The organism is Pantoea sp. GL120224-02, from assembly GCF_900215395.1.
Lineage (GTDB): Bacteria > Pseudomonadota > Gammaproteobacteria > Enterobacterales > Enterobacteriaceae > Pantoea > Pantoea communis.
The window spans coordinates 1-25,829 of sequence record NZ_OBEC01000005.1; the positions used below are offsets into that span (position 1 = coordinate 1).

23 protein-coding genes are annotated in these 25,829 nt (G+C 53.4%); 10 read left to right on the forward strand and 13 right to left on the reverse strand.

The annotated features are described in order from the left end of the window. The coding region (locus CRO33_RS11070; protein ID WP_141399016.1) for a transposase at positions 1–414 on the forward strand (414 nt) is incomplete at its 5' end. A gap of 159 nt (positions 415–573) precedes the next feature. Here the strand turns inward: CRO33_RS11070 and CRO33_RS11075 are convergent. Both CRO33_RS11075 and CRO33_RS11080 read right to left on the reverse strand, forming a co-directional pair. Continuing rightward, on the reverse strand, positions 574–2,328 hold the full coding sequence (locus CRO33_RS11075) for a sulfite reductase subunit alpha (protein WP_045815870.1): 1,755 nt from the start codon (positions 2,326–2,328) through the stop codon (positions 574–576). Positions 2,329–2,394: 66 nt separating this feature from the next. Next, positions 2,395–7,926 (reverse strand): glutamate synthase-related protein, encoded by a 5,532-nt coding sequence (locus tag CRO33_RS11080; protein ID WP_097118190.1) that lies wholly within the window; start codon positions 7,924–7,926, stop codon positions 2,395–2,397. Between the two features lie 885 nt (positions 7,927–8,811). Between CRO33_RS11080 and arcB the strand changes: the two genes are divergently transcribed. Continuing rightward, on the forward strand, positions 8,812–11,166 hold the full coding sequence (arcB, locus tag CRO33_RS11085; RefSeq protein WP_058962133.1) for an aerobic respiration two-component sensor histidine kinase ArcB: 2,355 nt from the start codon (positions 8,812–8,814) through the stop codon (positions 11,164–11,166). Between the two features lie 878 nt (positions 11,167–12,044). Next, on the forward strand, positions 12,045–12,767 hold the full coding sequence (gene mtgA / locus CRO33_RS11090; protein ID WP_058962132.1) for a monofunctional biosynthetic peptidoglycan transglycosylase: 723 nt from the start codon (positions 12,045–12,047) through the stop codon (positions 12,765–12,767). Positions 12,768–12,773: 6 nt separating this feature from the next. On the opposite strand, the gene npr is transcribed toward mtgA, so the two are convergent. From npr to CRO33_RS11145, 11 genes are all read right to left on the reverse strand, one after another. Continuing rightward, positions 12,774–13,046, reverse strand: coding sequence for a PTS phosphocarrier protein NPr (gene npr, locus CRO33_RS11095; RefSeq protein ID WP_034826632.1), 273 nt, complete (start codon positions 13,044–13,046; stop codon positions 12,774–12,776). Beyond that, complete coding sequence (gene rapZ / locus CRO33_RS11100; protein ID WP_038649498.1) at positions 13,043–13,897, reverse strand: RNase adapter RapZ; 855 nt, start codon at positions 13,895–13,897, stop codon at positions 13,043–13,045. The genes npr and rapZ overlap by 4 nt, the downstream gene beginning before the upstream one ends. Before the next feature lie 52 nt (positions 13,898–13,949). Then, positions 13,950–14,432: a PTS IIA-like nitrogen regulatory protein PtsN gene (gene ptsN, locus CRO33_RS11105; RefSeq protein WP_176505766.1), complete on the reverse strand. Its 483-nt coding sequence runs from the start codon at positions 14,430–14,432 to the stop codon at positions 13,950–13,952. Between the two features lie 162 nt (positions 14,433–14,594). Continuing rightward, positions 14,595–14,882 (reverse strand): ribosome hibernation promoting factor, encoded by a 288-nt coding sequence (hpf, locus tag CRO33_RS11110; RefSeq protein WP_034826627.1) that lies wholly within the window; start codon positions 14,880–14,882, stop codon positions 14,595–14,597. A gap of 21 nt (positions 14,883–14,903) precedes the next feature. Beyond that, positions 14,904–16,337 (reverse strand): RNA polymerase factor sigma-54, encoded by a 1,434-nt coding sequence (gene rpoN, locus CRO33_RS11115; protein ID WP_034826625.1) that lies wholly within the window; start codon positions 16,335–16,337, stop codon positions 14,904–14,906. A gap of 48 nt (positions 16,338–16,385) precedes the next feature. After that, entirely contained in the window at positions 16,386–17,111 is a 726-nt protein-coding gene (gene lptB, locus CRO33_RS11120) for an LPS export ABC transporter ATP-binding protein (RefSeq protein WP_034826621.1), read from the reverse strand. A gap of 5 nt (positions 17,112–17,116) precedes the next feature. Continuing rightward, a complete protein-coding gene (gene lptA / locus CRO33_RS11125) occupies positions 17,117–17,671 on the reverse strand; it encodes a lipopolysaccharide ABC transporter substrate-binding protein LptA (protein ID WP_034826619.1) in 555 nt (184 codons plus the stop codon). Beyond that, positions 17,640–18,218, reverse strand: a complete 579-nt coding sequence (gene lptC / locus CRO33_RS11130) for an LPS export ABC transporter periplasmic protein LptC (protein ID WP_034826617.1) — start codon at positions 18,216–18,218, stop codon at positions 17,640–17,642. Before lptC ends, lptA begins: the two co-directional genes overlap by 32 nt. Continuing rightward, a complete protein-coding gene (gene kdsC, locus CRO33_RS11135; RefSeq protein WP_097118191.1) occupies positions 18,215–18,781 on the reverse strand; it encodes a 3-deoxy-manno-octulosonate-8-phosphatase KdsC in 567 nt (188 codons plus the stop codon). The genes lptC and kdsC overlap by 4 nt, the downstream gene beginning before the upstream one ends. Positions 18,782–18,794: 13 nt before the next feature. After that, a complete protein-coding gene (kdsD, locus tag CRO33_RS11140) occupies positions 18,795–19,775 on the reverse strand; it encodes an arabinose-5-phosphate isomerase KdsD (protein WP_034826612.1) in 981 nt (326 codons plus the stop codon). Positions 19,776–19,788: 13 nt separating this feature from the next. After that, positions 19,789–20,772, reverse strand: coding sequence for a calcium/sodium antiporter (locus CRO33_RS11145; protein ID WP_034826610.1), 984 nt, complete (start codon positions 20,770–20,772; stop codon positions 19,789–19,791). Between the two features lie 227 nt (positions 20,773–20,999). On the opposite strand from CRO33_RS11145, the gene mlaF reads away from it, so the two are divergent. The 7 genes from mlaF to murA all read left to right on the forward strand — a co-directional run bounded on the left by mlaF (position 21,000) and on the right by murA (position 25,777). Next, on the forward strand, positions 21,000–21,815 hold the full coding sequence (gene mlaF / locus CRO33_RS11150; RefSeq protein WP_034826608.1) for a phospholipid ABC transporter ATP-binding protein MlaF: 816 nt from the start codon (positions 21,000–21,002) through the stop codon (positions 21,813–21,815). A gap of 4 nt (positions 21,816–21,819) precedes the next feature. Further along, on the forward strand, positions 21,820–22,602 hold the full coding sequence (gene mlaE, locus CRO33_RS11155) for a lipid asymmetry maintenance ABC transporter permease subunit MlaE (RefSeq protein WP_034826606.1): 783 nt from the start codon (positions 21,820–21,822) through the stop codon (positions 22,600–22,602). 4 nt (positions 22,603–22,606) lie between these two features. Further along, complete coding sequence (mlaD, locus tag CRO33_RS11160) at positions 22,607–23,149, forward strand: outer membrane lipid asymmetry maintenance protein MlaD (protein ID WP_034826604.1); 543 nt, start codon at positions 22,607–22,609, stop codon at positions 23,147–23,149. 14 nt (positions 23,150–23,163) lie between these two features. Beyond that, positions 23,164–23,793 carry a phospholipid-binding protein MlaC gene (mlaC, locus tag CRO33_RS11165; protein WP_097118192.1) on the forward strand — a complete coding sequence of 210 codons (630 nt, stop codon included), beginning with the start codon at positions 23,164–23,166 and terminating at the stop codon, positions 23,791–23,793. Positions 23,794–23,795: 2 nt separating this feature from the next. After that, entirely contained in the window at positions 23,796–24,101 is a 306-nt protein-coding gene (mlaB, locus tag CRO33_RS11170) for a lipid asymmetry maintenance protein MlaB (RefSeq protein WP_034826600.1), read from the forward strand. Between the two features lie 114 nt (positions 24,102–24,215). After that, on the forward strand, positions 24,216–24,473 hold the full coding sequence (gene ibaG, locus CRO33_RS11175) for a BolA family iron metabolism protein IbaG (RefSeq protein ID WP_034826599.1): 258 nt from the start codon (positions 24,216–24,218) through the stop codon (positions 24,471–24,473). A gap of 44 nt (positions 24,474–24,517) precedes the next feature. Continuing rightward, positions 24,518–25,777 (forward strand): UDP-N-acetylglucosamine 1-carboxyvinyltransferase, encoded by a 1,260-nt coding sequence (murA, locus tag CRO33_RS11180; protein ID WP_058962128.1) that lies wholly within the window; start codon positions 24,518–24,520, stop codon positions 25,775–25,777. Positions 25,778–25,829: the final 52 nt, after the last annotated feature.

Sequence of the window (25,829 nt, forward strand, 5' to 3'; positions counted from 1 at the left end):
CTCTACAGTCATCGCTGGGAGATAGAGCTGGGATATCGTGAAATAAAGCAGGGTCTCCAGGACAGCAGGCTCACGCTTCGCAGCAGGAAGCCGGAGATGATAAGGCAGGAGCTGTGGGGCGTGCTGCTGGCCTACAATCTGGTGAGATATCAGATGATAAGAATGGCCTCAACGCTGAAGGGATACTGGCCTAACCAGCTCAGCTTCAGGGAATCGACAGCGTGGGTGATGAAACTGCTCTGGACACTTGAAGGCGCATCGCCTGGGCGTATCCCGGAACTGGTAAAGGACGTAAGTTCGATAGCAGAGATGGTCAGACTACCGGGACGACGGGAGCGCTCGTTCCCAAGGGTGGTGAAAGAGAGACCCTATAAATATCCGACAGCCAGAAGAAAAAATGCCAGTCAGGCTTAACTGACTGGCATTAGGCCAATTGGCCCGTTTTTTTATGGATGCATTTCTCAATAACGGCGCGATTGATCGCGCATCTGAACCGCGTTTACATGGTGCGATTCATCGTGCCGCGACAGCAGATGTTAAAAAGGAAGCTCATCAGCTTCCTTTTTATGGGTCTTAGTAGACGTCACGCAGATAGCGCTTATCTTTCTTCAACTGGTCAATGTAAGCCGCTGCACGTTCGCTAGAGAGTCCACCAAACTGGCGCACCACTTCATACAGCGCTGCATCCACATCTTTCGCCATGCGCGAAGCATCGCCACAAACATAGAAGTACGCGCCATCCTGCAGCCAGGCATACAGCTCAGCGCCTTTTTCAAGCATACGATTCTGCACGTAGATCTTCTCTTCCTGATCGCGTGAGAATGCCAGGTCGAGATGTGTTAACAGACCGCTTTGCTGCCAGCCATTAAGCTCATCTTCATAAATGTAGTCGTGTTCCTGATGCTGATCGCCGAAAAACAGCCAGTTCTTACCTTCAGCGCCGGTTGACTGGCGTTCCTGCAGGAAGGCACGGAACGGGGCAATACCGGTGCCAGGGCCAACCATAATCAGCGGAGCATTGCCGTTAGCCGGCACGCGGAACGCTTTGTTTGGCGAAATAAAGATCGCTGGCTTCTCGCCACGGCGCACGCGCTCAGCCAGGTAGGTTGAACATACGCCTTTACGCTCACGGCCACCGCTGTGATAGCGCACGGAAGCAATCGTCAGGTGCACCTGATTCGGATGCGTTTTGGAGCTGGAAGAGATGGAGTACGCACGGTGCTGCAACGGACGCAGCATCGCCACGAACTCTGGTACAGACAGAGTGCGCTTCAGCTCAAGCTGCAGCAGATCCAGTGTGTCTTTGCCCCACAGCCAGTTAGCCAGAGTGTCTTTATCGTCGTGCTGCAATACGTGCAGCAGTTCCTGGTTGGCAGTGTGCTGACCTACCCACTCAATCAGCTTGCGCGATGGCTCAGAGATTTCGAACTGATAGGTCAGCAGGTCGCCGAGGTTACGGTCAAAGCCAGGTACTGGCGTTTCGTAATCCGCTTTCAATTCGCTTAACAGCAGGCTAACCAGCTCAGCATCGTTCACTGGGATGACACCCAACGCATCACCGGCTTCATATTTCAGGCCGCTGTCGGTGAGGTCGAATTCAAAGTGGCGAATATCTTTCGCCGATGATTCGCCTGAGAGACGCTTGTTGGTCGCCAATGCAGCCGCGTAAGGGTTCTGTTTGTTGCTACCTGGAATGACAGGCGCTTCTGGCGCGCTCTCTAATACCGTGCCACTGCTGCCCGCACTGGCGGCAAATTGTGGCATTGCATCGCCAATCCATGCACTCGACGGCTCTTCGAAGTCGATATCGCAATCGATGCGGTCAAAGACACGTTTTGCACCCAGCTGTTCCAGACGCATATCGAAGAATTTACCGGCCTGACAGAAGCCATCGTAGCCGGTATCACCAATCGCCAGGATAGCAAAATGCATCTGCTCCAGGCGTGGTGCGGTGCTGGCAGAAAGTGCCTGCCAGAACAGCTGTGCGTTGTCCGGCATTTCGCCTTCACCGTAGGTGGAGGTGACAATCAGCACATGGCGCATGGTGGCGAACACATCCAGGTCCACTTCGCCCAATGCCTGAACCACCGGCACCAGTCCTTTGGCACGCGCGGCTTTTGCGGCAGTTTGCGCCAGCGCTTCAGCATTGCCGGTCTGTGAACCGAACAGAATGTGCAGCTGAGTATTGGTGGCGCCACCGGCCGCAGGTGCCGTCTGCTTATCTTCTAATACCAACAGACGAGAGTGGAGACCGGCGAGAAAACCCGCCAGCCAGTATTTCTGTTCGCCGTTAAACGGCGCATCTTCAGGAATGTAAGGAATCTTCATGGATATCTGTACTCAAACCCGTCTCGTGATGTTCAGTCAATATACACACATTCATTGGTGCTGCTATCAGGAAAGTTTCCCGACAGCAGCGGCGATTTCTGGCAGCGCGGCGCGTGCAAACAGCTCTTCGAAATCAGGCAGATGGCCAAGCACCTCACGGTTGCGGGCATCCTGATAAATTATCCAGCCATAAGTCGCCAGGCTGTCCATGGAGCGAATGTTGCGTTGCGTTAATGCTGCTTTGTAATCGGACATACGTTTTGCTGCAATCAGACTCGCCAGTTCGTCATCGCTGTAGCTCTCAATGGCTGAGCGTGCATGGCGTTGCAGTTTGCTCACTAGCGCAAAATCTTCGGTCATCAGCAGGTTACGAACCGCTTTCTCAACCGCAGCATCTTCAACAGGCGTGCCTTTCGGCAGTTTGCCCAGCGCCAGCTGCTGCGCGAAGCTCAGCACGGTGTAGTTGTTGAGCAACACGAACATTTCTGCCGTATCGGTCGCACCGTAAGCCGGTACGGCGCCATCCGCAATGGTTTTACCCGTGCGCCAGGCAGCTTTGAATTTGGCAACCTGATGTGCAGCCAGTGAGGTTGACAGCTCTTCCAGCAGATCCTTACGTGATTTCGCTTTTAGGATCTCGCCACCATCTTGATACAGCAGCAGTGAACGCGGCATCACGTAGACAAAGTGGTGGCACTCGGTTTCCCAATTCTCCAGCAGCCAGGCTGCGCGCGGCGAGTTGGTGGCTTCCAGATGCCAGTTCAGCATGGTCAGCACGGCTTGCTTGTGAACCTGCGCCAATTCATCTTCGTCAGCGATTGAACCGAAAAGCACGGAATCACCCGCTGCGTGTCCTGCCAGTGCGCCGTATGGATCGTACTGGTAAGCAAAGCCACCGCTCATGCCGTTGCCGAAACCTTTACCAAAGGTGCCGAGGTTCAGAATTGCGCCATTGGTCATGTATTCGCAGCAGAAATCGCCGACACCTTCGACGACTGCGGTTGCACCGGAGTTACGAACCGCGAAACGGTCGCCCGCCTGGCCTTGTACGAACAAACGGCCACCGGTCGCACCAAACAGCGCGAAGTTACCGATCAGCACGTTGCCGTCGCTGTCTTGAGCGCCGCCACCCGGTGACATCACCACCAGCTCGCCACCGCACTGACCTTTACCTACGCCATCGTTACAGGTGCCGTAGTGCTTCATCTGCATACCATCGTTGCAGAAGGCACCGAATGACTGACCGGCAGAACCGCTGGTGTGGATATTCACCGTGCGCGGTGCCAGATAATGACGGCCGCGATCGTCTTTGAACACCGCTGGCAGTGCAGCACGTTGTTCAGCAGACAGTTCGTGGTTGAGCATGCGCTCGATGTCGATGGCCAACTGGCCGCCAACACTCTTGTTACGGTTGTTCAGGGTAATGCCTGCGCCGAGCGCGATATCGCGGCTCGCCTGGTCGATCAGCTGTGTTTTCAGCTCTTCAACCCAGCCATCATCCAGCTCAAAATCTTTTTCCAGATAGACCGGCTTCGCGATTTTCTGCTCTGGCACCACGGTCAACATCGCACGCAGATCCAGCTTGCCGACTTCCAGTGGATGATCCATCAGGTGCAGCAGGTCAGAACGGCCACGTGCTTCGCGCAGTGAACGCAGGCCGAGGCGTGCGAGGAATTCACGCACTTCTTGCGCTACGTTAACGAAGTACTGTGCCAGTTGACGCGGATCGCCATCAAAGGCTTCGGCGTTGGTGGTTAAACCGGCCGGGCATTTAACGTTACAGTTTTTCGCCATTACGCATTTCAGCATCATCAGCGCAGTGGTGCCGAACTCGAAGCTGTCGCCACCGAGCAGGGCAGATTTGATCACATCGCTACCGGTTTGTTGTGCACCGGAGCAACGCAGCTGCACTTTGTCACGCAGGCCATTCGCGCACAGCGCCTGATGCACTTCCGCGATACCGATTTCGGCAACGCGTCCGGTGTATTTCAGGCTGGTGACCGAGGCAGCACCGGTACCACCGGTGTTACCTGCCACGTTAATGACGTCTGCGCCAGCTTTTGCCACGCCCACTGCGATAGTACCGATGCCTTCTGAAGACACCAGTTTTACGATAACGCGCACGCGCGCTGCCTTACAGTCGTGGATCAGCTGCGCCAAATCCTCGATGGAGTAGGTATCGTGGTGCGGTGGGGGTGAAACCAACTCAACACCCGGCGTACCGCCACGCGCGGCGGCGATCTCCACGGTCACTTTCGGTGCAGGCAGCTGTCCGCCTTCACCTGGTTTCGCGCCCTGACCGATTTTGATCTCCAGCTCTTCCAGCATCGGATCGGCCAGATAAGCCGCCCACACGCCGAATCGGCCTGACGCCAGCTGCTTAATGCGTGACGCGCGGATGGTGCCGTGACGGGAATAGTGCTCGCCACCTTCACCACAGTTACTCATGCCGCCGACCATGTTAGTGCCGTGCGCTACCGCTTCATGTGCAGGTGCCACCAACGCACCGTGGCTCATCGCACCTGAGGCGAAAGTACGGGTAATTTCGTGTGCCGGCTGGATCTCTTCGAGTGGCAGCGAAGGCAATGCGGTAAAGATCAGTGACAGATAATCTGCCGCTTTACCGTAAGCGGTGATGTGCAATACACCGCCGGCCACGCTGCTGCTTTCGATGTCGTCGCTAAAGCGGGTTTTCAGTGCACGTGCCAGCGCTTCCAGACGTTCATCTTCTGGCTTCAGGCCCGCGATGGAATCAATCAGGCGCAGCTCGAACTGGTTCAGGCTGCCTTCCACCGCTTCACACTTCAATCCACGGGTAGCAAAACCGTTGTTGACCAGTGAGTAACGGCCGAGTTTACGACCAAACTCCGCTTCGCTATCAACGTGGGTCAAATCACACGGCAGCGCGAGGATGTCACGCAGCGCAGCAGGACGACGTTTACGCTCGGCGTGCATCAGGCTAGAGAATTGACGGTAATCCGGCGTGATCGCCAGTGAGTCAATGACCTCGTTCGGGATGCGTTCGAAGCTACTGTCTTTGAATGCGTCAGCTTTAATGCTGAAGGCATTGTCCAGTTTGGCCAGCGTCATCAGACGGATGAAATTGTCCTCTTCGCGTGCTTTGTCCGCGAAGCGAATCGGCTGTTCCGTCATATCAATAAAGGTACGCACGGCGATGGTGCCGTAAGAGTGACCTGCACCTTCCGCACGCTCTTTGAACAAGCCGAGCAGTGGCACTTCTGCCTCGCCCTGGATTTTCAGCGCACTCTGATGCCAGTCAACCGCCATCTGAGCGATAGCCGGGAAGCCCGCGCCACCCACAGGGGTTTTGATATTCGGAAAGTACTTCTTCAGAACCGGATCGTCGGTATTCAGGAAGTTAGGTTCAAAGAATTCACCACAGCTGTAGCTCTCAACGGTACAGAGACCCACTTTACCCATGGTCTTCATCAAGGCTTTTTCGGCGGCTTTGGCATAGCGTTTGAAGGCTTTGTTACCTTCTTCGCCTTCGCCATATTTCTCTTCCGCGCGCATCTGTACGCCCAGCGGGTAAACCGCTGACGCACCAAAGCCTAAAGTGGCTGCAATGTGGTGAGAGGAGATACTCTGGCCGCTTTCTACCACCAGAGAAACATCCAGACGCAGACCTTCCTGCACCAAACGCTGGTTGATGGCAGAGACCATCAGCAGCATAGGAATCGCCGCGTGAGTTGAAGAGATGTGGCGGTCGGTGATTACCGCAATGCCGCCCTGCTGGCGTGCGAAATCCACGACCTGCTGTGCAAGATTATCAATGGCGTTTTCCAGCGCTTTGGCGTTGGCGGCACGGCTGACGATATCTTTGCCGATGACCGGCTCATACAGCATCTCGAAACGCGCATAAGGTGCGACGGTTTGCTCGCGCAGACGCAGCATATCAAGGTGTGTCAGGATCGGCGTTGGCACAATAACCTGCTGACCTTTGCTGCGGCCAAGGTGCGGTTTTGCACCCAGTGCCACGCGCAGCGTCATGCCGTCCGCTTCGCGGATAGAATCCAGCGGCGGGTTGGTGACCTGAGCAAAGCGTTGTGAGAAGTAGTGCGCCATGCCGCCTTCGTGGTCGGACAGGCCATTGATGGCGTTGCCGTAACCCATCGCCGAGATCTTCTCAGCGCCGGTTTGCAGCATCGGGTCCATCATGAATTTGAAGCTTTCCTGGTTGTAGTAGTACGCCACAAAACGCTGATAGGTTTTGAGGTCGCCACGATAGCGAAGCGGTGAGCCCAGCTGCTCTGCCTGAATCTCCGGCAGATCGTGCAGGTCCACGCGAGCCGCGCTCAGCAGTGAAAGGTAATCTTTCTCTGCTGCCAGTTTTTCCAGCGCTTCCACCGTGGTGTAAGAGCGTTTTTCTTTGTGATCGTAATAGAGCATGCCGCCCGCTTCGATACGGCCACGACGCAGTACGCTTTCCGGTGGGAAGGCAATCTGACCCGCTTCTGACATCGCACCGATGTATTCAGCGGTTTCGACAGAACGCAATGGGCGCAGACCCAGGCGGTCAAGGCGTGCCCCGATCACTTCGCCATTACCGAAGATCAACGCTGCCGGGCCATCGTTCTTCTCTTCATACAGAGAGAAGTACTCCAGCATGGCGCGCACTTCATTTGACAGTGAGGTGTCGTTTTCCCACGCTGGTGGCATCATTGAGACGACGGCGTTGATCAGGTCGAGGTTATCTTCCATCAAACGGCTATGAATGCTTTGGTCCAGACGCGAGCTGTCGGACTGGCCTTTCGGACGCACGATTTTCTTACCGCGCGCCAGCATCAGCGCCGCTTCAGCGATACGGTTCTTACGGTCGGTGTTCAATTCACCATTGTGCGCCATCAGACGGAACGGCTGTGCCATGGTGGTGTGCGGATCGGTGTTGGTCGAGAAGCGGGTATGGAAGAACAGCCCGCGCACCTGATGATCGGCATCGGTCAAATCTTTGAAGTACGGAATCACTTCATTAGAGTTCAGGCGTGCTTTAAATACCTGAGTGCGTGAAGAGAGCGACAGCGGATAGAGACCGCCGAATTCGCTTTCAGTAAAGGCACGCGCTTCGATGTCCAGCAGCGCACGATAGATGTGGCGCTCGAACTCGAGTTGTTCGGTGACTTCCTGCGGAGCCGCAAAGATCCACTGCACAATCGGCAGCTGGAATTGCAGAGCGGCTGGACGCGTCACGCTGCCGTCCAGCGGCATATCACGCTTCATCAGCACAGGGAAGTTATGGGCAGCGAGGGTTTCTTCCACCAGACGCTCAGCGTTCGCGCGAAGCTCGGCATCTTTTGGCACGAAGAAGTTACCGACGCCAAAGCGACCGGCTTCCAGCGGTTGGCCGGTGACTTTACGGAAGAAGTTCAGAGAAAGGTCGACGTTGACACCTGCGCCATCGCCCACGCCCTCAGCAGACATGCCGCCACGGTGCGGTACCGTGCACAGTGCGCTATGGGCCATCTGCAGGATCTCATGGGTCTGCTCGCCGTCCTTACGGGTAATAAACCCAACACCACAGCTATCACTACCGGCTGAGGGATCATACAAACCATAGGGATGAGGTTTTTGAGTGGACATTGAGGGTCTCCTTAAACTGCTTTTGACATTACCTGCATTATTTCAAGCACAGAGCACCGCTGCGTGCTGTATCAAATTCGTTTTCGCCGCTTAAACGCGGACGTCGCAATACCGAGCAAAGGCTCTCAAGAGAGTATGGTCTCGTCCTTGATGAGCTGCTCTTACTTCCGGTCTCTTACGGGAGATAACTTGCATCCAGAGGGAGTTTCTTGCTGCATAGATATGCCGAGACACAGTCCCGACTGGAAAGCATCCAGCGGAATTCCAACTTATCGGGAAAGCGAACTCAGGTCAAATAGCCAGCTTTGTTGCGGTTAATCGGCTGTTTTACCAATTAACACTATGATTATGAACAATTTATTACGTAAATAACTGTCAATCTGACGATTCTGATTCCCCTATGAAGTGTGAGCCGTCTCACTGTGAGGTACGCCTCAGATATCTAATCAATGCTGAATAACTGCATTCCATCAGCATAAAATTCTGTTGGGGCGGTTTCACGCACAGCATGTATCTGTTTTTCTTATGGCGTCATATTTGAATCAAAATAGGGCTGTCATTAGTAAAATTAATCAAGCTGATTGTGAGTAAAATGGCGCTAAAGTTGAATGAATATGCAATAACAAGACGCAACCATCAGATGAAATGGCTGCCGGGAGGCGGAATAGCACGGGATGTGACAAAAGGGTCGCAAAAGCGCGGCCCTCCAGATTATTCAGTTGGCAGATTTAGTCAAGCGCTTTACGCATAACGACGCGAACATCGGCGAAAAGGCGCTGCGATGCACCATAATGAGGCAAAGTCAGCAGGCAATGACACGCTGAGTCGGCGCAGTGCCGCGATAATTACGCTATCATGAGCCAGATTTCGTTCAGGGAGCTCGTGATGAAACAGATTCGTCTTTTAGCGCAGTACTACGTTGATTTGATGGTCAAGCTTGGGCTGGTGCGTTTCTCACTACTGTTAGCTTCAGCACTGGTGGTGCTGGCGATGGTGGTGCAGATGGCGGTCACCATGGTACTGCGTGGCCATGTTGAGAGTATCGATGTGGTGCGATCGGTGTTCTTTGGTCTCTTAATCACGCCCTGGGCCGTCTATTTTCTCTCGGTGGTGGTTGATCAGCTGGAAGAGTCTCGCCAGCGCCTGACAAAGCTGGTCGATAAGCTGGAAGAGATGCGCACACGCGATCTTGAACTTAATCAGCAAATGAAAGAGACCATCGCTCAGCTGAATCAGGAAATTAACGATCGTATCAAAGCGGAGCAGGCCCGCGAGCAGGTGATGGATAAACTGCGCGAAGAGATGGCGCGTCGTGAACAGGCGCAAATCGAGCTGGAACAGCAATCCTCTTTCTTACGCTCCTTCCTCGATGCCTCACCGGACTTGGTATTCTATCGCAACATCGACAAGCAGTTCTCGGGCTGTAACCGTGCGATGGAGTTGCTAACCGGCATGAGCGAGAAGCAACTGATTGGCCTGACGCCGCGCGACATTTACGATGAAGATGCCGCCTCCAAGGTGCTGGAGACGGATGAAAAGGTATTCCGCCATAACGTCTCCCTGACGTACGAACAGTGGCTGCAATATCCTGATGGGCGCAAAGCCTGCTTCGAAATCCGCAAAGTGCCGTATTACGATCGCGTCGGTAAACGCAGCGGCCTGATGGGCTTTGGTCGCGATATTACTGAGCGTAAGCGTTATCAGGACGCGCTGGAGAATGCCAGCCGTGAGAAGACCACCTTTATTTCAACCATCAGCCATGAACTGCGTACGCCGCTGAATGGCATTGTCGGCTTGAGCCGCATTCTGCTGGACACCGATCTCAATCAGGAACAACTGAAGTACCTGAAAACCATCCATGTCTCGGCCATCACGCTTGGCAACATCTTTAATGACGTGATTGAAGTGGACAAAATTGAGCGCCGCAAAGTGCAGCTGGATAATCAGCCACTCGACTTCACCGGTTTCCTGGCCGATCTGGAAAACCTCTCCGGGTTACTGGCGCAGCCGAAAGGACTAAAGTTCGTGATGGCGCCAGAGCTGCCATTGCCGCACATCATCTCTGCTGACGGCACGCGCCTGCGTCAAATTTTATGGAACCTGATCGGTAACGCGGTGAAATTCACCCAGCAGGGTGAGATTGTGGTGCGGGTCGCCTATCACCAGGACGAAACGCTGCGCTTTGAAGTGCAGGATTCTGGCATGGGAATTCCGCAGGAAGAGCAGGACAAGATCTTCGCCATGTATTACCAGGTAAAAGATCAGCACGGCGGAAAACCCGCCACCGGTACCGGTATTGGTTTGGCGGTTTCTCGGCGTCTGGCACAGGCGATGGGCGGCGATATTAGCGTGAGTAGTGCGCCGGGGCAGGGCTCATGCTTTGTGGTCGAGATAAATGCACCTCGTGTGGCCGATGAGGTGGAAGACGAAGATCTCGACGACAGCATGCCACTGCCGGCGCTGCACGTATTACTGGTTGAAGATATTGAACTGAACGTCATTGTGGCGCGCTCGGTACTGGAGAAACTGGGATGCAGTGTGGAAGTGGCGATGACCGGCACTGAAGCGCTGGCGATGTTTGATCCGCAGGAATTTGATCTGGTGTTGCTGGATATTCAACTGCCGGATATGACCGGACTGGATGTGTCGCGCGCTATTCACCAACGCCATGCTGGCATGGCGCTGCCGCCGCTGGTGGCACTGACCGCCAACGTGCTGAAAGATAAAAAAGAGTATCTCGACGCCGGTATGGATGATGTGCTGAGTAAACCGCTGGCGGTGCCGGCCTTAACGGCGATGATTAAAAAGTTCTGGGATTACCAGGGCGAACCGGAAGAAGAGATTCAGACGTCCTCAGACGTACACTCGCGCATGCTGCTCGATGTGGAGATGCTGGAACAGTATATCGAATTGGTCGGCCCAGGATTGATTACACAAAGCCTGACGATGTTTGAACAGATGATGCCGGGCTATCTCGACGTGCTGGATTCCAACATGATGGCGCGCGATCAAAAAGGGATTGCGGAAGAAGGGCATAAAATTAAGGGTGCTGCGGGCTCAGTAGGACTGTTGCATCTGCAGAAACTGGCGAAACAGATACAGTCACCGGAACTGCCAGCATGGTGGGACAACGTGCAGGAGTGGATCGACGAATTAAAACATGAGTGGCTGCATGACGTTAACGTGTTACGCGAGTGGGTAGCTGAAAGGGAAAAATCTTCGGACGCCAGAAAAAAATGACCCCAGTCGAAACTGGGGTGCGCGAATACTGCGCCAACACCAGGGAAATGGGTACTGCTGCTATCGTTAGAAGTCGAATAGATCAGCAACAGTATGGTATTGGTTAACGCTTCGAAATCACCTTAACAAATTCGCCAACGCTTGTGACAAGATTCATTAAATTGTGTGAAGTTGAGCAGCGATTAAATACAGAAAACATTAATTTGCTGACACAGTCAAGCAAGGAATTAATTTCTTTGCCGTATTGCACTATTTTTGACCAATTGTTCTGCTTTTTGCCTGAATTTCCTTCAGCCTGAAGCAGGAAAAGCCTGACAGCTGCACTGAAATTCCTAATCAGTCGAAAAATCAGAGTTGATTGAACTTAACATGCTGATATTAGGTAACAAATAAGGTAGTTCTGGTGGGTTATCCAAAACGTTTTGGAAACCCTCTGCTGAAAGTTCCAGTTTAAGCTTTTGCGGTGCAATGTAAACCAAACGGAAGGCTAAATCCTTTACCATTGTCAGGGCTAATCATGATGATGTTGACGCGATTTCAGCCACGTTTATTGAAACGGCTGCGCTCATCAGTGCGCTTATTCAAACGCTTTGAAATTTTATTGTTAAGTATTGTGAAAGTTTAAACGTGATCTTTATCACTTTGTATGAAGTATCCGATTGTAAGGGTTTTGCTGGGTTTTTCACCATGGAACCGATTCCCTCATAATGGAAGTGCTTGATGTGATTGGCTCTAATAGAGGAACGATGATGACGCAGGTAATAACTTCATCTCTAACTTTCACGGGATAAGCGGTAAAGTTTTGCCCAGGATTACAGGTAATCAAAATTGTGACCGGGGTGATTGATTAATGCAGGGAACAGGTAAGAGAAAATTGCATGAGTAAGAGTAAAGGGAAAATGGGGCAACGCCTTAAAGTGCTGATTGCTAAAGTGCTGCTTGCGTGGTTGGGAATTTGGCTGGCAGGCATCGTGATCTTTGCCTTTTTACCAGTGCCGTTTTCTGCGGTGATGGTGGAGCGTCAACTGGGCGCCTGGTTCAGTGGTCGGTTCGACTATGTGGCGCACTCCGATTGGGTCAGCATGGATGAGATTTCTCCGTGGATGGCGCTGGCCGTGATCGCTTCTGAAGATCAAAAATTTCCGGAGCACTGGGGCTTTGATGTCGATGCGATACAAAAAGTATTGGATAACGATGGCTCAGAACAGATGCGTGGTGCCTCAACGCTGTCGCAGCAGACCGCAAAAAACCTGTTCTTATGGGATGGCCGCAGCTGGGTGCGAAAAGGGCTGGAAGCCGGTTTAACCGTTGGACTCGAAACCGTGTGGACCAAACGCCGCATTCTGACGGTATATTTGAATATTGCGGAGTTTGGCAACGGCGTGTTTGGTGTGGAAGAGGCTTCACAGCGCTACTTCCACAAACCAGCCAGTCGTCTGACGATTTCTGAAGCGGCGCTGCTGGCGGCGGTACTACCAAACCCGATTCGCTTCCGCGCTGATGCACCTTCCGGGTATATACGAATGCGCCAGCAGTGGATAATACGCCAGATGCGTCAGTTAGGTGGGGAAGGTTTCCTCGCGCGTTACAAATTGCATTAACAGCAATTAATCTTCGTCAAACCCGGCTTCGAACAGCTCAATCACCGCAGCCAGCGCCTCGACTTCCTGCGGACCGCTGGCTTCAATCTCGATATGGCCGCCTTTCGCGGAGTCGAGCATCAACAGCGCAATCACGCTGCTGGCTTCGGCTTCCGTACCGGCTTCATTGCGCAGTAGTACCTCTGCGTCAAAACTCTGCACCAACTCGAACAGTTTCATTGCCGGGCGCGCATGCATGCCCAGCTTATTGCGAATCTCAACGACTTGCTTCACGGTCATGATTTACGTTTTTCCAGAGTGCGATGACGAGACTGCACATTTTTGCCGCGTGAACGGAAGTAATCTGCCAGCTGTTCGGCGATGTAAACCGAACGGTGTTTCCCCCCGGTACAGCCAATCGCGACCGTTAGATAGCTGCGGTTGTTGGTTTCCAGCATCGGCAACCACAGCTCCAGATAGCTGCGCGTCTGGTAAATGAAGTTATGTACTTCAGTGTGGCGGTCGAGGAAAGCCGCAACAGGACGATCAAGCCCGGTCATCGGACGCAGCTTGGGATCCCAGTGCGGGTTTGGCAGGAAACGCACATCGAAGACGTAATCGGCATCAATGGGAATGCCGTGTTTGAAGCCGAAGGACTCAAACACCATGGTCAGCTCACGCTCACGTTTGCCTGACAGGCGCGTACGCAGCATTTCAGCCAACTCATGGACCGACATTTCGGACGTATCGATGATCAGGTCTGCCCGCGAACGCAAAGGCTCCAGCAGATCACTCTCTTCATCAATCGCGCTTTCCAGTGACAGGTTTTTACTGGAGAGCGGATGGATGCGGCGAGTATCGCTGTAACGCCGTATCAGCGTGTTGCGATCGGCGTCCAGGAACAGTAACTGTGGTGAAAACGAATCCGGCAGATTGTTGAGCGCCGTTTCAAACACCTCCGGCGATTCAGGCATGTTGCGCACATCAATGCTGACGGCCGCCGAAATATTGCGCTCTGTTAGGGTGTTCGCTAATTCCGGTAGCAGCACCACGGGTAGATTATCGACACAGTAAAATCCCATGTCTTCCAGGGCACGCAGTGCGACCGATTTTCCTGAGCCTGACCGACCGCTAACGATCATCAGCACCATCACATTTCTCCCGTTTTAAACCGACGAATAGGCCGGTAAATGTGTCTGTCGCTTAAGAGTGTTCTTCCTGAGCTTCTGTGATAATGGCATAGAGTTCTTCATCACTCTGTGCCGCACGCAAACGGCGGCAGACGGTTTTGTCTGCCAGACGTTTAGCGACCAGCGACAGCGTATGCAAATGGGTTTTGCACTGGTCTGCAGGCACCAGCAGAGCAAACAGCAGATCAACCGGCTGATTGTCCACGGCGTCAAAGGCGATCGGTTGGTCGAGGCTGATAAATACGCCAACGGCGCGCAGCGTATCCTCCTCCAGCTTGCCATGCGGAATGGCGATACCGTTGCCAATGCCAGTACTGCCCATACGTTCGCGAGTCAGAATGGCTTCAAATAGTGTCTGGTGCGGCAGATTGAGCTGCTTCGCTGCCAGCTCGCTGATAATTTCCAGCGCGCGTTTTTTACTCTGGCAGTGTACGCCGCTACGGGTACAGTCCAGTGAGAGGACCGAGCTCAATTCCAGTGTCAGATCGTTGTTCATCATCGTTTCACTTGCGAGTTCACATAGCCGCAAGGTTAACGCCATTCATAACACAATGGCGAGTCTCCCGTTGGCGCTTGCGCAGATGACAAAACGGGGCGGTTAACCCGCCCCATTTGCGCTCTGAGTGCCGAATCGGTCAGCACTCTGCAAGCATGAAGGTTAGTGTTTTTTCAGTTTGTCTTTGTGTTTGGTCAGCTGACGGGAAAGCTTGTCGATTAACCCGTCGATGGCCGCGTACATGTCTTCCGCTTCACCTGTGGCGTGCAGCTCTCCACCGTTGACGTGCAGTGTTGCTTCCGCAATCTGCGTCACCTTCTCCACTTTCAGAACAATATAAACCTGATTGATACGATCAAAGTAGTGTTCCAGTTTGGCAAATTTGCTATTTACAAATTCGCGCAGCGGTTCAGTGATTTCAACATTCAGTCCGGTCAGGTTTAGCTGCATAGGTCTTCCTTCTTCGTTCGGTCAAACCAACTGCTTACGCTGGTTTGATGGCGGTATAGATAAAGACTCGCGATATTTAGCAACCGTACGTCGCGCCACCATGATGCCCTGATCGGATAACATGGAGGTGAGTTTGCTGTCGCTCAAGGGTTTTGCGGGGTTTTCCGCGGAGATCAATTTCTTCACCAGGGCACGGATCGCCGTGGAAGAGGCTTCGCCACCGCCTTCGGTATTCACATGGCTGGAGAAAAAATATTTTAATTCAAAGATGCCACGCGGGCTGTGCAGGTACTTTTGCGTGGTCACACGGGAAATGGTGGATTCATGCATGTCCACGGCCTGGGCGATATCTGCCAGCACCATCGGCCGCATGTATTCCTCGCCCTGTTCAAAGAACGCCTGCTGCTGCTCGACAATACAGCGCGTCACTTTGAGCAGTGTGTCGTTGCGGCTTTCGAGGCTTTTAATCAGCCATTTGGCTTCCTGCAAATTACTGCGAATGAATTGGCTGTCGCTGTCGTTACGTGCGGAACCGCCCATCGCGGCGTAATGTTGATTGATCTTCAGGCGCGGCAAGCTGTCTGAATTCAATTCAACGGTCCAGCGCTTACTGGTTTTACGCACCAGTACATCAGGAATCACATACTCGGGTTCGCTGGTGTTGATCGATTGGCCGGGACGGGGATCGAGTGACTGAATCAGCAGCATCGCGTCTTTCAGCACTTCTTCCTTGAGGCGTGTTACACGCATCAGGCTGCGAAAATCGTGGTTGGCCAGCAGATCCAGATGTTCACTGACGATCAACCGCGCTTCTGCCAGCATTGGCGCATCGGCAGCGTATTGTGAAAGTTGCACCAGCAAGCAGTCACGTAGATCACGTGCACCGACACCGACAGGATCAAAGCGCTGAACACGCTTCAGCACCGCTTCAACCTCTTCTAGCGTCAGCTCTTCATCACCAATGCTGTCGCAGATGTCCTGGACGGAAACGGTGAGATAGCCCGTGTCATCAATGGCGTCGACAATTGAAGTGGCAATCGCGCGGTCGGTATCCGTAAACGGCGTGAGCTCCACTTGCCACATCAGGTAGTCCTGCAGTGACTGGGTGGTTTCACCTTGATAAACCGGCAGCTCATCATCCTGGTAATCGGTACCCGTGCCAGAAGGCGTTCCCGCGGTGTAGATTTCATCCCAGGTGGCGTCGAGTGGAAGCTCCTCGGGCATCTCTTTCTGTTCGAGGGCTTCACGTGTGTCTAACGAGTCGCTCTCCTGATGCTCACGTGAATCGACTTCTTCATGCAGATCGGTTTGCTCAAGCAGCGGATTGCTTTCCAGCGCCAGTTGCAGTTCCTGCTGGAGTTCAAGCGTAGAGAGTTGCAGCAGACGAATGGCCTGCTGCAACTGTGGGGTCATCGCCAGCTGTTGGCTGAGCCTGAGTTGCAAACCTTGCTTCATAATTCTGCTTGAATTTCCTAAGCAAATGTCGTGAATAACGACACCTTATCAGAGTCTGAACTCTTCGCCCAAATAAACCCGTTTAACCTGCTCATCTGCAAGAATTTCATCCGGCGTGCCATGCGCGATCAGATGTCCCTGGCTCACGATGTAAGCACGTTCGCACACCGCAAGCGTTTCACGCACGTTGTGATCGGTGATCAACACGCCAAGGCCGCTATCGCGTAGGTGTTCGATGATTTTTTTGATATCGATGACTGAGATCGGGTCAACACCGGCAAATGGTTCATCCAGCAGGATAAATTTGGGGTTGGCTGCCAGAGCGCGAGCGATTTCAACACGGCGGCGTTCACCACCGGAAAGCGCCTGCCCCATGCTGTCACGCAGATGCTCAATGTGGAACTCTTCCATCAACTCATTGGCACGATCCTGACGCTGCTCTTCCGTTAAATCATCGCGGATTTGCAACACCGCCATCAGATTGTCGAACACGCTTAGACGGCGGAAGATTGACGCTTCCTGCGGCAGATAGCCAATGCCCCGGCGCGCTCGCGCATGCAGCGGCAGAATACTGATATCTTCGTCATCGATCACGATGCGGCCTGCATCACGCGGCACAATCCCGACAACCATATAGAATGTGGTGGTCTTGCCGGCACCGTTTGGACCCAGCAGGCCGACAATCTCGCCAGATTTTACCTGCAGGCTGACATCTTCCACCACGCGGCGGCCTTTATAGGCTTTCGCCAGGTTTTCAGCGACTAATGTGGCCATAGCGATCAGTTACTCTTTTTAGGGCTCGTGGACGAGCCGTTTTTGTCCTGCAACTGCGACGGCACCAGTACGGTGGTGACGCGTTTGCTTTCGCCCTGGCTAAAGGCCTGCATTTTCTGCTCTTTCACCAGGTAAGTGATGCGATCGCCTTTGATGTTGCTGTCCAGCTGCTGAATGAAGGCATTGCCCGTCAGTTCAACGAAATCGTTCGCCAGCTCATAATGCAGTTTTGAGGCGTGGCCCTGCACGGGTTTGCCGTTATCCTGCATCTGGTAGAAAGTGGCGGGAGCGCCGTAGGCATCCACGATAGTTTTTTTACTGTCGCCACCTGGACGTGTGACCACCACTTTGTCAGCGGTGATTTTGATTGAACCCTGGGTCACAATGACATTGCCGGTAAAGGTCGCCACGTTGCCTTGCAGATCCAGCGCCTGATTCACCGAATCAATATTAACGGGTTTGTCAGAGTCTCCCGTCAGGGCCAGCGCGGGCAGGCTGGTCGCCAGTAAGGCGCTTACCAACAACAACTTAAGGCTGTTTTTGTTCATTTTGGATTTCATAGGAAGTTTTGACCTTTTCAAGCAGCTGGGCATTCTTGGTTCGTAAATTGCCGCGCATCTTCATGCCAGTGGAATTAAAACTGCGGCCAAATAGGGTGACTTGATCGTCAGATGTCACATCCTGGGTGACCAGATTAACCTGAGCCGTATCGGTAATAATGCGCTCAAGTTGAGAATCCTGGGTCAGGGTATTCACTTCGACGTGACCATATAGATACAGCATACGATCTTTGGTCAGCTTTGCCTTATCGGCACGTATAGTCCAGGTGGGCACTTTATTTTCATCATACGTGGTTGCAACCGGATTATCGAACCAGCTCACCTCATCTGCCGCAAAGTAAGTCACTTTATCCGAGATCAGTTTGTACGCCAGCGCGCCCGTGGGGTTGTACACCACAGAATGGGACTTCTCGCTGGTATAGGTTGGCTCCTGGCTATTGGTCGCCACCGGCGCTTCGCTATCGTCCTGGTTGGTGAGATTCCAGCCGATCAGCACCAGGGCGATCAAGGCCAAAATCAGCGTTATCCAACGCCTGCTCTTACTCATACTGATTGCCCTTTGGCATCCTCAAATTTGTTCTGCGCCATCAAAATCAGATCGCAGAGTTCACGTACCGCACCACGGCCACCGGCAATACGGGTGACGTAGTGTGCACGAGGTAATAACACGGGGTGGGCATCGGCGACGGCCACACTCAAACCGGCCTCCGCCATCACAGGCCAGTCGATCAAATCATCGCCGATGTAAGCCACTTGTTCAGCAGATAATGACAGTTTATCCAGGAGTTCACGCCACGCCAAAAGCTTATCTGATTGTCCCTGATAAAGATGCGTAATGCCGAGCGTCTGGCAACGATCTTCCAGCAGCTTCGCTTTGCGGCCAGTAATAATAGCCACTTCGATATCAGAGGTCAGCAGGCAGCGAATACCATAGCCATCACGGACGTTAAAGGCTTTCAATTCTTCGCCGTTGTTGCCCATGTAAATCACGCCGTCAGACATCACACCGTCGACATCGCAAATAAGCAGGCGAATCTGCGCCGCCCGAGCCATTACATCGGCACTCACCGGGCCATAGCAGGTATCGATCATCGTGGTTTCAACACTCATTATTTGTTCCTGTTCAAACTACGCCAGCGCGCAGCATGTCATGCATATGTACCACACCGAGCAGACGATCGTCATCGGCGACCAGCACCGCAGTGATGTTTTTGTTTTGCATCAGATTCAGTGCGTCGACAGCCAGCATATTCGGGCGCACGCGAATCCCGCCGCGCGTCATCACATCCTGAATGCTGGCTGACTGGAAATCGATACCCATATCGAAGATGCGGCGTAAGTCGCCATCAGTGAAAATGCCTTCGATTTTCATCAGGTCGTCAACAATCACCGTCAGGCCGAGGTTTTTGCGCGTAATTTCCAGCAACGCATCCCGCAGCGACGCATCGCGGCTGACGTGTGGGATCTCGTCACCACTGTGCATAATATCGCTGACGTGTAGCAGCAGTTTGCGGCCCAGTGCGCCACCGGGATGTGAGAGCGCGAAGTCTTCCTGAGTAAAGCCACGTGCTTCCAGCAGGGCAACCGCCAGCGCATCGCCCATCACCAGCGTGGCGGTAGTACTGGAGGTCGGTGCCAGACCAAGCGGGCACGCTTCCTGTGGAACCTTCACGCATAAATGCACGTCAGCGGCACGCCCCATGGCACTCTCCGGACGGCTGGTGAGGCAAATCAACGGCACTTTCTGTCGCTTGAGGACCGGGATGAGGGCCAGAATTTCGTTCGATTCGCCACTATTAGAGATAGCGATCACCACGTCGTTTGCTGTCACCATGCCGAGGTCACCATGGCTCGCTTCGCCAGGATGAACAAAGAATGAAGACGTACCGGTACTGGCAAAAGTCGCTGCCATTTTTGCACCAATATGACCGGATTTGCCCATGCCCATCACCACCACTTTTCCACGGCAGGCAATGATCATTTCGCAGGCGCGGCTAAAGTCGGCATTAATATACTGATCGAGCTGCTCCAGCCCTTCGCGTTCGATGCGCAGTACCGCTTTACCTGCCTGTTGGTAATCAAAAACCGGTTGCTGATGTGACATGGTCAGTCCGTCCTTAATAACTTGTGATGAGCGCAGGGCTGAGCCACAGCCACAGAACCCACGCAATAAATCCCGATAACAAAAGAGAGCCCGCTACGCGGCCAATCCGGCGTTTGCGTAACAGGCAAAGTAGGGCGAACAGCACGCTGACACCTAGCATCACCCAGTAATCTCGTGCGAAAGCGTGTGCATCAACGCTGCCGGGGTGCACCAGCGCGGGCAGGCCCAGCACAATGGCCAGATTAAAGATATTAGCGCCAATCAGGTTACCGATAGCGATATCGTCTTCACCTTTCAATGCACCCGCCAATACGGTAGCCAGTTCAGGCAGGCTGGTGCCGACGGCAATCAACGTCAGACCCATGACCAGCTCGCTGACACCAAAATAGTCGGCAAACACGGTGGCATTATCGATCACCATCCGCGTTGACATCGGCAGAATAATCAGCGCCACCGCCAGCCACAGAAAGGCCACGGTATTGCCAGCTTCATCGCGCGGCAGTTCAGCCAATTGTTCGCGCGTTAACGTATCGTTGTTATCCCGCTCTGCGCGGCGGGCGATGCGAATGGCGATCAGCAGATAACCTAAAGCAATCAGCAGCAGCGCGATGCCATCAAGTCGACTAAGGTGATTATCAAACAACATGATGCCACTCAGCAGTGAGACCAGCAGCATCAGGGGGAGTTCGCGCCGAATCAGATTGGAGTGCACTGTCAATGGATGCAAAAGTGCGGCACCGCCGAGGATCAGCAGAATATTGGTAATGTTTGAGCCCAGCGCCGTCCCTACAGCTAAATCCATTTGCCCATGCTGCGCCGCAGAAAAAGAAACGATCAGTTCGGGTAACGATGTGCCAATGCTTACCACTGTCATACCGATGATCAGCGGAGGAATGCCGAAGGATCGACACAGGATCGCGGCACTGAAAACCAGACGGTCAGCACCGTAAGCCAGTAAAATCAATCCAATAAACAGCAGGGCAGTGGCTACGAACATGAAAAATCCTTGATGGATAGGTGTGTCGGCAAACCTTGTCCGACAGGTAAATACATTGCGCGCGCGGAAACAGGCGCTGATTTTGACTGTCTGAGAGGCAAAAGTAAATTTTAAGGCCGTTTTCGCCACACCTGACGGGTAAGTTTCTGTAAAACTATCGTGCATTGTGGTCTACCAGGCTACCATCCACGACTTTGATTACGCCCGATCCGCATAAAGAGGTAACGATGATCCAGCAAAAAACGAATCTGGTTGAGGTTCGTGGCGTCAGCTTCACTCGCGGAGACCGCGTCATCTTTGATGACATTTCGCTTACCGTGCCAGCGGGTAAAGTGACTGCTATTATGGGGCCATCCGGGATTGGAAAAACCACGCTGCTGCGCCTGATTGGTGGTCAGTTGCAACCGGATAAAGGGGAAATTTGGTTCCGTGACCAGAATATCCCAGCGCTTTCCCGCACTAAATTGTATGAAGTGCGAAAAAAAATGAGCATGTTGTTCCAGTCGGGTGCACTTTTTACCGATCTTAACGTCTTTGATAACGTTGCCTGGCCGTTGCGTGAGCACACACAATTACCGCCGGAATTGCTGCACAGCACGGTGATGATGAAGCTGGAAGCAGTCGGCCTGCGCGGTGCAGCTAAACTGATGCCGGCCGAGCTTTCTGGTGGCATGGCGCGCCGTGCCGCACTGGCGCGCGCGATTGCGCTGGAGCCGGACCTGATCATGTTCGATGAGCCCTTTGTCGGCCAGGATCCGATTACCATGGGCGTGCTGGTGAAATTGATCGATGAATTGAACCACTCGTTAGGTGTGACCTGCATTGTGGTTTCACACGATGTGCCAGAGGTCTTGAGCATTGCTGACCATGCCTATATTGTTGCCGGTCAAAAGATTATTGCCCAGGGCAGTGCGCCGGAGTTGCGGGAAAATCCCGATCCGCGCGTGCGCCAGTTTATTGAGGGTCATGCGGACGGTCCAGTGCCATTCCGCTTCGCTGCCGGGGATTACCTCAGCGATCTGACTCGTGCAGGGAGAACGTAAACTGATGTTGCTAAAGGCGCTGGCGTCACTTGGACGTCAGGGAATTAATACTTGCGCGGCGTTTGGCCGTGCAGGCCTGATGCTGTTTCATGCGCTGGTGGGTAAACCCGCTTTCCGCCGCCACGCGCCACTGCTGGTAAAACAGCTGTACAGCGTGGGTGTGCTGTCGCTGCTGATCATTGTGGTCTCGGGTTTATTCATTGGTATGGTGCTGGGCCTGCAGGGTTATCTGGTGCTGACGACCTACAGCGCTGAAACCAGTCTCGGCATGCTGGTGGCCTTATCGCTGCTGCGCGAACTGGGTCCCGTGGTCACGGCATTGCTGTTTGCAGGACGCGCGGGTTCAGCCCTGACGGCAGAAATTGGTTTGATGAAAGCCACCGAACAGCTCTCCAGCATGGAAATGATGGCCGTTGATCCGCTGCGTCGCGTGGTTTCGCCGCGCTTCTGGGCAGGGTTTATCAGCATGCCGCTGCTAGCCTTGATCTTTACGGCAGTCGGTATTGCCGGTGGGGCGTTGGTGGGCGTGGGCTGGAAAGGCATCGATCCGGGCTTCTTCTGGTCAGCGATGCAAAATGCCGTGGATTTTCGCACCGATGTCATCAACTGCATCATTAAAAGCGCAGTCTTTGCCGTGACGGTAACCTGGATTGCGCTGTTCAATGGCTATGATGCCATCCCGACCTCGGAAGGGATTAGTCGGGCGACAACGCGTACCGTAGTGCATGCTTCACTGGCGGTACTCGGTTTGGACTTTGTGCTGACAGCACTGATGTTTGGGAATTGATGCAATGCAAAGCAAGAAAAACGAAATCTGGGTTGGCGTCTTCATGCTGGCAGCACTGTTGGCACTGTTATTCCTCAGCCTGCGCGTGGCCGATCTCAAGTCACTTGGCACCGAACCGACATGGAAGCTGTATGCCACTTTCGATAATATTGGCGGCCTAAAAGTCAGCTCACCGGTGAAAATTGGTGGTGTGGTGATTGGTCGAGTAACGGATATTTCGCTGGATGATAAAACGCTGTCACCGCGTGTCACCATGGACATCAGCGATCAGTATGCTGACAAAATCCCGGACACCAGCTCGCTGGCCATTCGCACGCAAGGTCTGCTGGGTGAACAGTTCCTCGCACTGAATTTAGGCTTTGACGATCCAGAACTGGGTTCGGCAATGCTGAAAGATGGCGGCACGTTGCGTGACACCAAATCCGCGATGGTGCTGGAAGATTTGATCGGCCAGTTCCTCTACAAGAGCGGCGATAACAAAAACGATAATCAAAAGCAGGGCACCGAGAGTGCGCCTGCTCCGGCAGCACCTGCTACAACGGAATAGAGAGGTAAAACACGATGTTCAAACGTTTCCTGATGATTGCCATGCTGGCGATTGTGCCGCTGGCGGCCAATGCAGCGGATCAGAGCGATCCTTATAAATTAATGAATGAAGCGGCGGCGAAGACCTTCACCCGCTTGAAAAACGAGCAACCTAAAATCAAGCAGGATCCTAACTATCTGCGTGAGGTGGTGCGTCAGGAGTTGCTGCCGTATGTACAGATCAAGTACGCGGGTGCGCTGGTGCTGGGCCGCTATTATCGTGAGGCTACTCCGGCACAGCGTGACGCTTACTTTGCGGCATTTGGCGATTATCTGGCTCAGGCTTATGGCCAGGCGCTGGCGTTGTACCACGGCCAAACCTACCAGATTCAGCAATCGCAGCCGATTGGCGATGCTAACATCGTGGCGATTCGCGTGACTATTTTGGATCCGAACGGCCGTCCGCCTGTGCGCCTTGATTTCCAATGGCGCAAGAACAGCCAGACCGGCAACTGGCAGGCCTATGATATGGTGGCTGAAGGCATCAGCATGATCACGACCAAACAAAATGAGTGGAGTGATTTGCTGCGTACTAAGGGCATTGATGGTCTGACCGCGCAGTTGAAAACTTACGCAGCGCAGCCTATCACTCTGGATAAACAGTAAGCATGAGCGAACCGTTACGCTGGCAGCGCAATGCCAGCACGCTATCTTTAAGCGGCATGTTGGATCGCGATACCCTGCTGTCATTGTGGCATGAACGTGAAACCGCTATGGTGGATATCGCGACCATTGATGTCGCGGCGCTGGAGCGCGTGGATTCAGCGGGACTGGCTTTGTTAGTCCACCTGCGCGAGATCGCGCGGGCACAAGGTAGCACGCCACTTTTCACCGGTATCAACGACAAACTCCAGTCATTAATTGCGCTGTATAACCTGCAGCAGATTATTGTTTCTGCGGAAAAAATCGCCTGATAACGTAGTCATCGCCAAAAGCCCCTGATTTATTCAGGGGCTTTTGCGTATTTAAGAGTCAGGCGCTTTCCTCTAAGATATCCGCCTTATTATTATTAAGTGAAGCAAAGAGCGATGGAAAATAGCGAAGTTCAGGCCGTGCTGATGCAGGCGCTGCCATTAGATGAAGTACATGTTCTCAGCAACGACGGCAGTCATTTTCAGGTGATCGCGGTGGGTGAGATGTTCGGTGAACTGAGTCGTGTGAAAAAACAGCAGGCTGTTTATGCGCCGCTGATGGAATACATTGCGGATAACCGTATTCATGCGGTTTCCATCAAAACTTATACCCCAACCGAGTGGGCGCGCGACCGTAAACTCAACGGTTTCTAAGCGCCTCACAGGTTGTTTTGTTGATAGATAATTGAGAGCCGTTAATGGACAAATTTCGTGTGCAAGGCCCCACCCGTTTAAGTGGTGAAGTGACCATTTCCGGGGCGAAGAATGCTGCGCTGCCAATTCTGTTTGCTGCGCTGCTGGCAGAAGAGCCGGTAGAGATTCAGAACGTGCCGAAGCTGCGTGATATCGATACCACCATGAAGCTGCTAAATTTGCTGGGTGCGCGCGTTGAGCGTAATGGTTCGGTTCACGTTGATGCTCGCGAAGTTAATGTCTTCAGCGCACCGTATGATCTGGTGAAAACCATGCGTGCCTCGATTTGGGCACTGGGTCCGCTGGTGGCGCGTTTTGGTCAGGGTCAGGTTTCATTGCCAGGCGGCTGTGCTATTGGTGCACGTCCGGTTGATCTGCACATCACTGGCCTTGAGCAACTGGGTGCGGAAATTAAACTGGAAGAAGGTTACGTCAAAGCTTCCGTTAATGGCCGCCTGAAAGGCGCGCATATCGTCATGGACAAAGTCAGCGTTGGCGCGACCGTGACCATCATGAGTGCGGCAACGCTTGCCACTGGCACGACCATTATTGAAAACGCCGCGCGTGAGCCGGAAATTGTCGATACGGCAAATTTCCTCAACACGCTGGGCGCAAAAATCAGCGGTGCAGGCACAGATAAAATTACCATCGAAGGCGTAGAACGTCTGGGTGGCGGTGTGTATCGCGTTCTGCCGGATCGTATCGAAACCGGTACCTTCCTTGTCGCTGCTGCGATTTCCCGCGGTAAAGTGGTGTGCCATAAAGCCCAGCCCGATACGCTGGATGCTGTACTCGCAAAACTGCGTGATGCGGGTGCCGAGATTGAAACCGGTGAAGACTGGATCAGCCTCGATATGCACGGTAAGCGCCCTAAGGCGGTTAACGTCCGTACTGCACCACACCCAGGTTTCCCAACCGACATGCAGGCACAGTTCACCTTGCTGAACATGGTGGCGGAAGGCACAGGCGTGATCACCGAAACCATCTTCGAAAACCGTTTCATGCACATCCCTGAGCTGATTCGTATGGGCGGTCACGCGGAAATCGAAAGCAACACTGCGATTTGCCACGGTGTTGAGACGCTGTCAGGTGCACAAGTGATGGCAACCGACCTGCGCGCCTCTGCGAGCCTGGTACTGGCCGGTTGCATCGCGGAAGGCACCACCATTGTGGACCGTATTTATCATATCGACCGTGGCTATGAGCACATCGAAGATAAACTGAAGGCCATGGGTGCCAATATCGAGCGCGTCAGCGGCGAATAACGCTGACTCAACGTTTGATGATAACCAGTCACGATAACGTGGCTGGTTTTTT

What these genes read in the sequence shown, in the direction of transcription:
- CRO33_RS11075 (WP_045815870.1), bottom strand. Translation starts at nt 2,328, where the DNA reads ATGAAGATTCCTTACATTCCTGAAGATGCGCCGTTTAACGGCGAACAG.
- CRO33_RS11080 (WP_097118190.1), bottom strand. Translation starts at nt 7,926, where the DNA reads ATGTCCACTCAAAAACCTCATCCCTATGGTTTGTATGATCCCTCAGCC.
- arcB (WP_058962133.1), top strand. Translation starts at nt 8,812, where the DNA reads ATGAAACAGATTCGTCTTTTAGCGCAGTACTACGTTGATTTGATGGTC.
- mtgA (WP_058962132.1), top strand. Translation starts at nt 12,045, where the DNA reads ATGAGTAAGAGTAAAGGGAAAATGGGGCAACGCCTTAAAGTGCTGATT.
- npr (WP_034826632.1), bottom strand. Translation starts at nt 13,046, where the DNA reads ATGACCGTGAAGCAAGTCGTTGAGATTCGCAATAAGCTGGGCATGCAT.
- rapZ (WP_038649498.1), bottom strand. Translation starts at nt 13,897, where the DNA reads ATGGTGCTGATGATCGTTAGCGGTCGGTCAGGCTCAGGAAAATCGGTC.
- ptsN (WP_176505766.1), bottom strand. Translation starts at nt 14,432, where the DNA reads ATGAACAACGATCTGACACTGGAATTGAGCTCGGTCCTCTCACTGGAC.
- hpf (WP_034826627.1), bottom strand. Translation starts at nt 14,882, where the DNA reads ATGCAGCTAAACCTGACCGGACTGAATGTTGAAATCACTGAACCGCTG.
- rpoN (WP_034826625.1), bottom strand. Translation starts at nt 16,337, where the DNA reads ATGAAGCAAGGTTTGCAACTCAGGCTCAGCCAACAGCTGGCGATGACC.
- lptB (WP_034826621.1), bottom strand. Translation starts at nt 17,111, where the DNA reads ATGGCCACATTAGTCGCTGAAAACCTGGCGAAAGCCTATAAAGGCCGC.
- lptA (WP_034826619.1), bottom strand. Translation starts at nt 17,671, where the DNA reads ATGAAATCCAAAATGAACAAAAACAGCCTTAAGTTGTTGTTGGTAAGC.
- lptC (WP_034826617.1), bottom strand. Translation starts at nt 18,218, where the DNA reads ATGAGTAAGAGCAGGCGTTGGATAACGCTGATTTTGGCCTTGATCGCC.
- kdsC (WP_097118191.1), bottom strand. Translation starts at nt 18,781, where the DNA reads ATGAGTGTTGAAACCACGATGATCGATACCTGCTATGGCCCGGTGAGT.
- kdsD (WP_034826612.1), bottom strand. Translation starts at nt 19,775, where the DNA reads ATGTCACATCAGCAACCGGTTTTTGATTACCAACAGGCAGGTAAAGCG.
- CRO33_RS11145 (WP_034826610.1), bottom strand. Translation starts at nt 20,772, where the DNA reads ATGTTCGTAGCCACTGCCCTGCTGTTTATTGGATTGATTTTACTGGCT.
- mlaF (WP_034826608.1), top strand. Translation starts at nt 21,000, where the DNA reads ATGATCCAGCAAAAAACGAATCTGGTTGAGGTTCGTGGCGTCAGCTTC.
- mlaE (WP_034826606.1), top strand. Translation starts at nt 21,820, where the DNA reads ATGTTGCTAAAGGCGCTGGCGTCACTTGGACGTCAGGGAATTAATACT.
- mlaD (WP_034826604.1), top strand. Translation starts at nt 22,607, where the DNA reads ATGCAAAGCAAGAAAAACGAAATCTGGGTTGGCGTCTTCATGCTGGCA.
- mlaC (WP_097118192.1), top strand. Translation starts at nt 23,164, where the DNA reads ATGTTCAAACGTTTCCTGATGATTGCCATGCTGGCGATTGTGCCGCTG.
- mlaB (WP_034826600.1), top strand. Translation starts at nt 23,796, where the DNA reads ATGAGCGAACCGTTACGCTGGCAGCGCAATGCCAGCACGCTATCTTTA.
- ibaG (WP_034826599.1), top strand. Translation starts at nt 24,216, where the DNA reads ATGGAAAATAGCGAAGTTCAGGCCGTGCTGATGCAGGCGCTGCCATTA.
- murA (WP_058962128.1), top strand. Translation starts at nt 24,518, where the DNA reads ATGGACAAATTTCGTGTGCAAGGCCCCACCCGTTTAAGTGGTGAAGTG.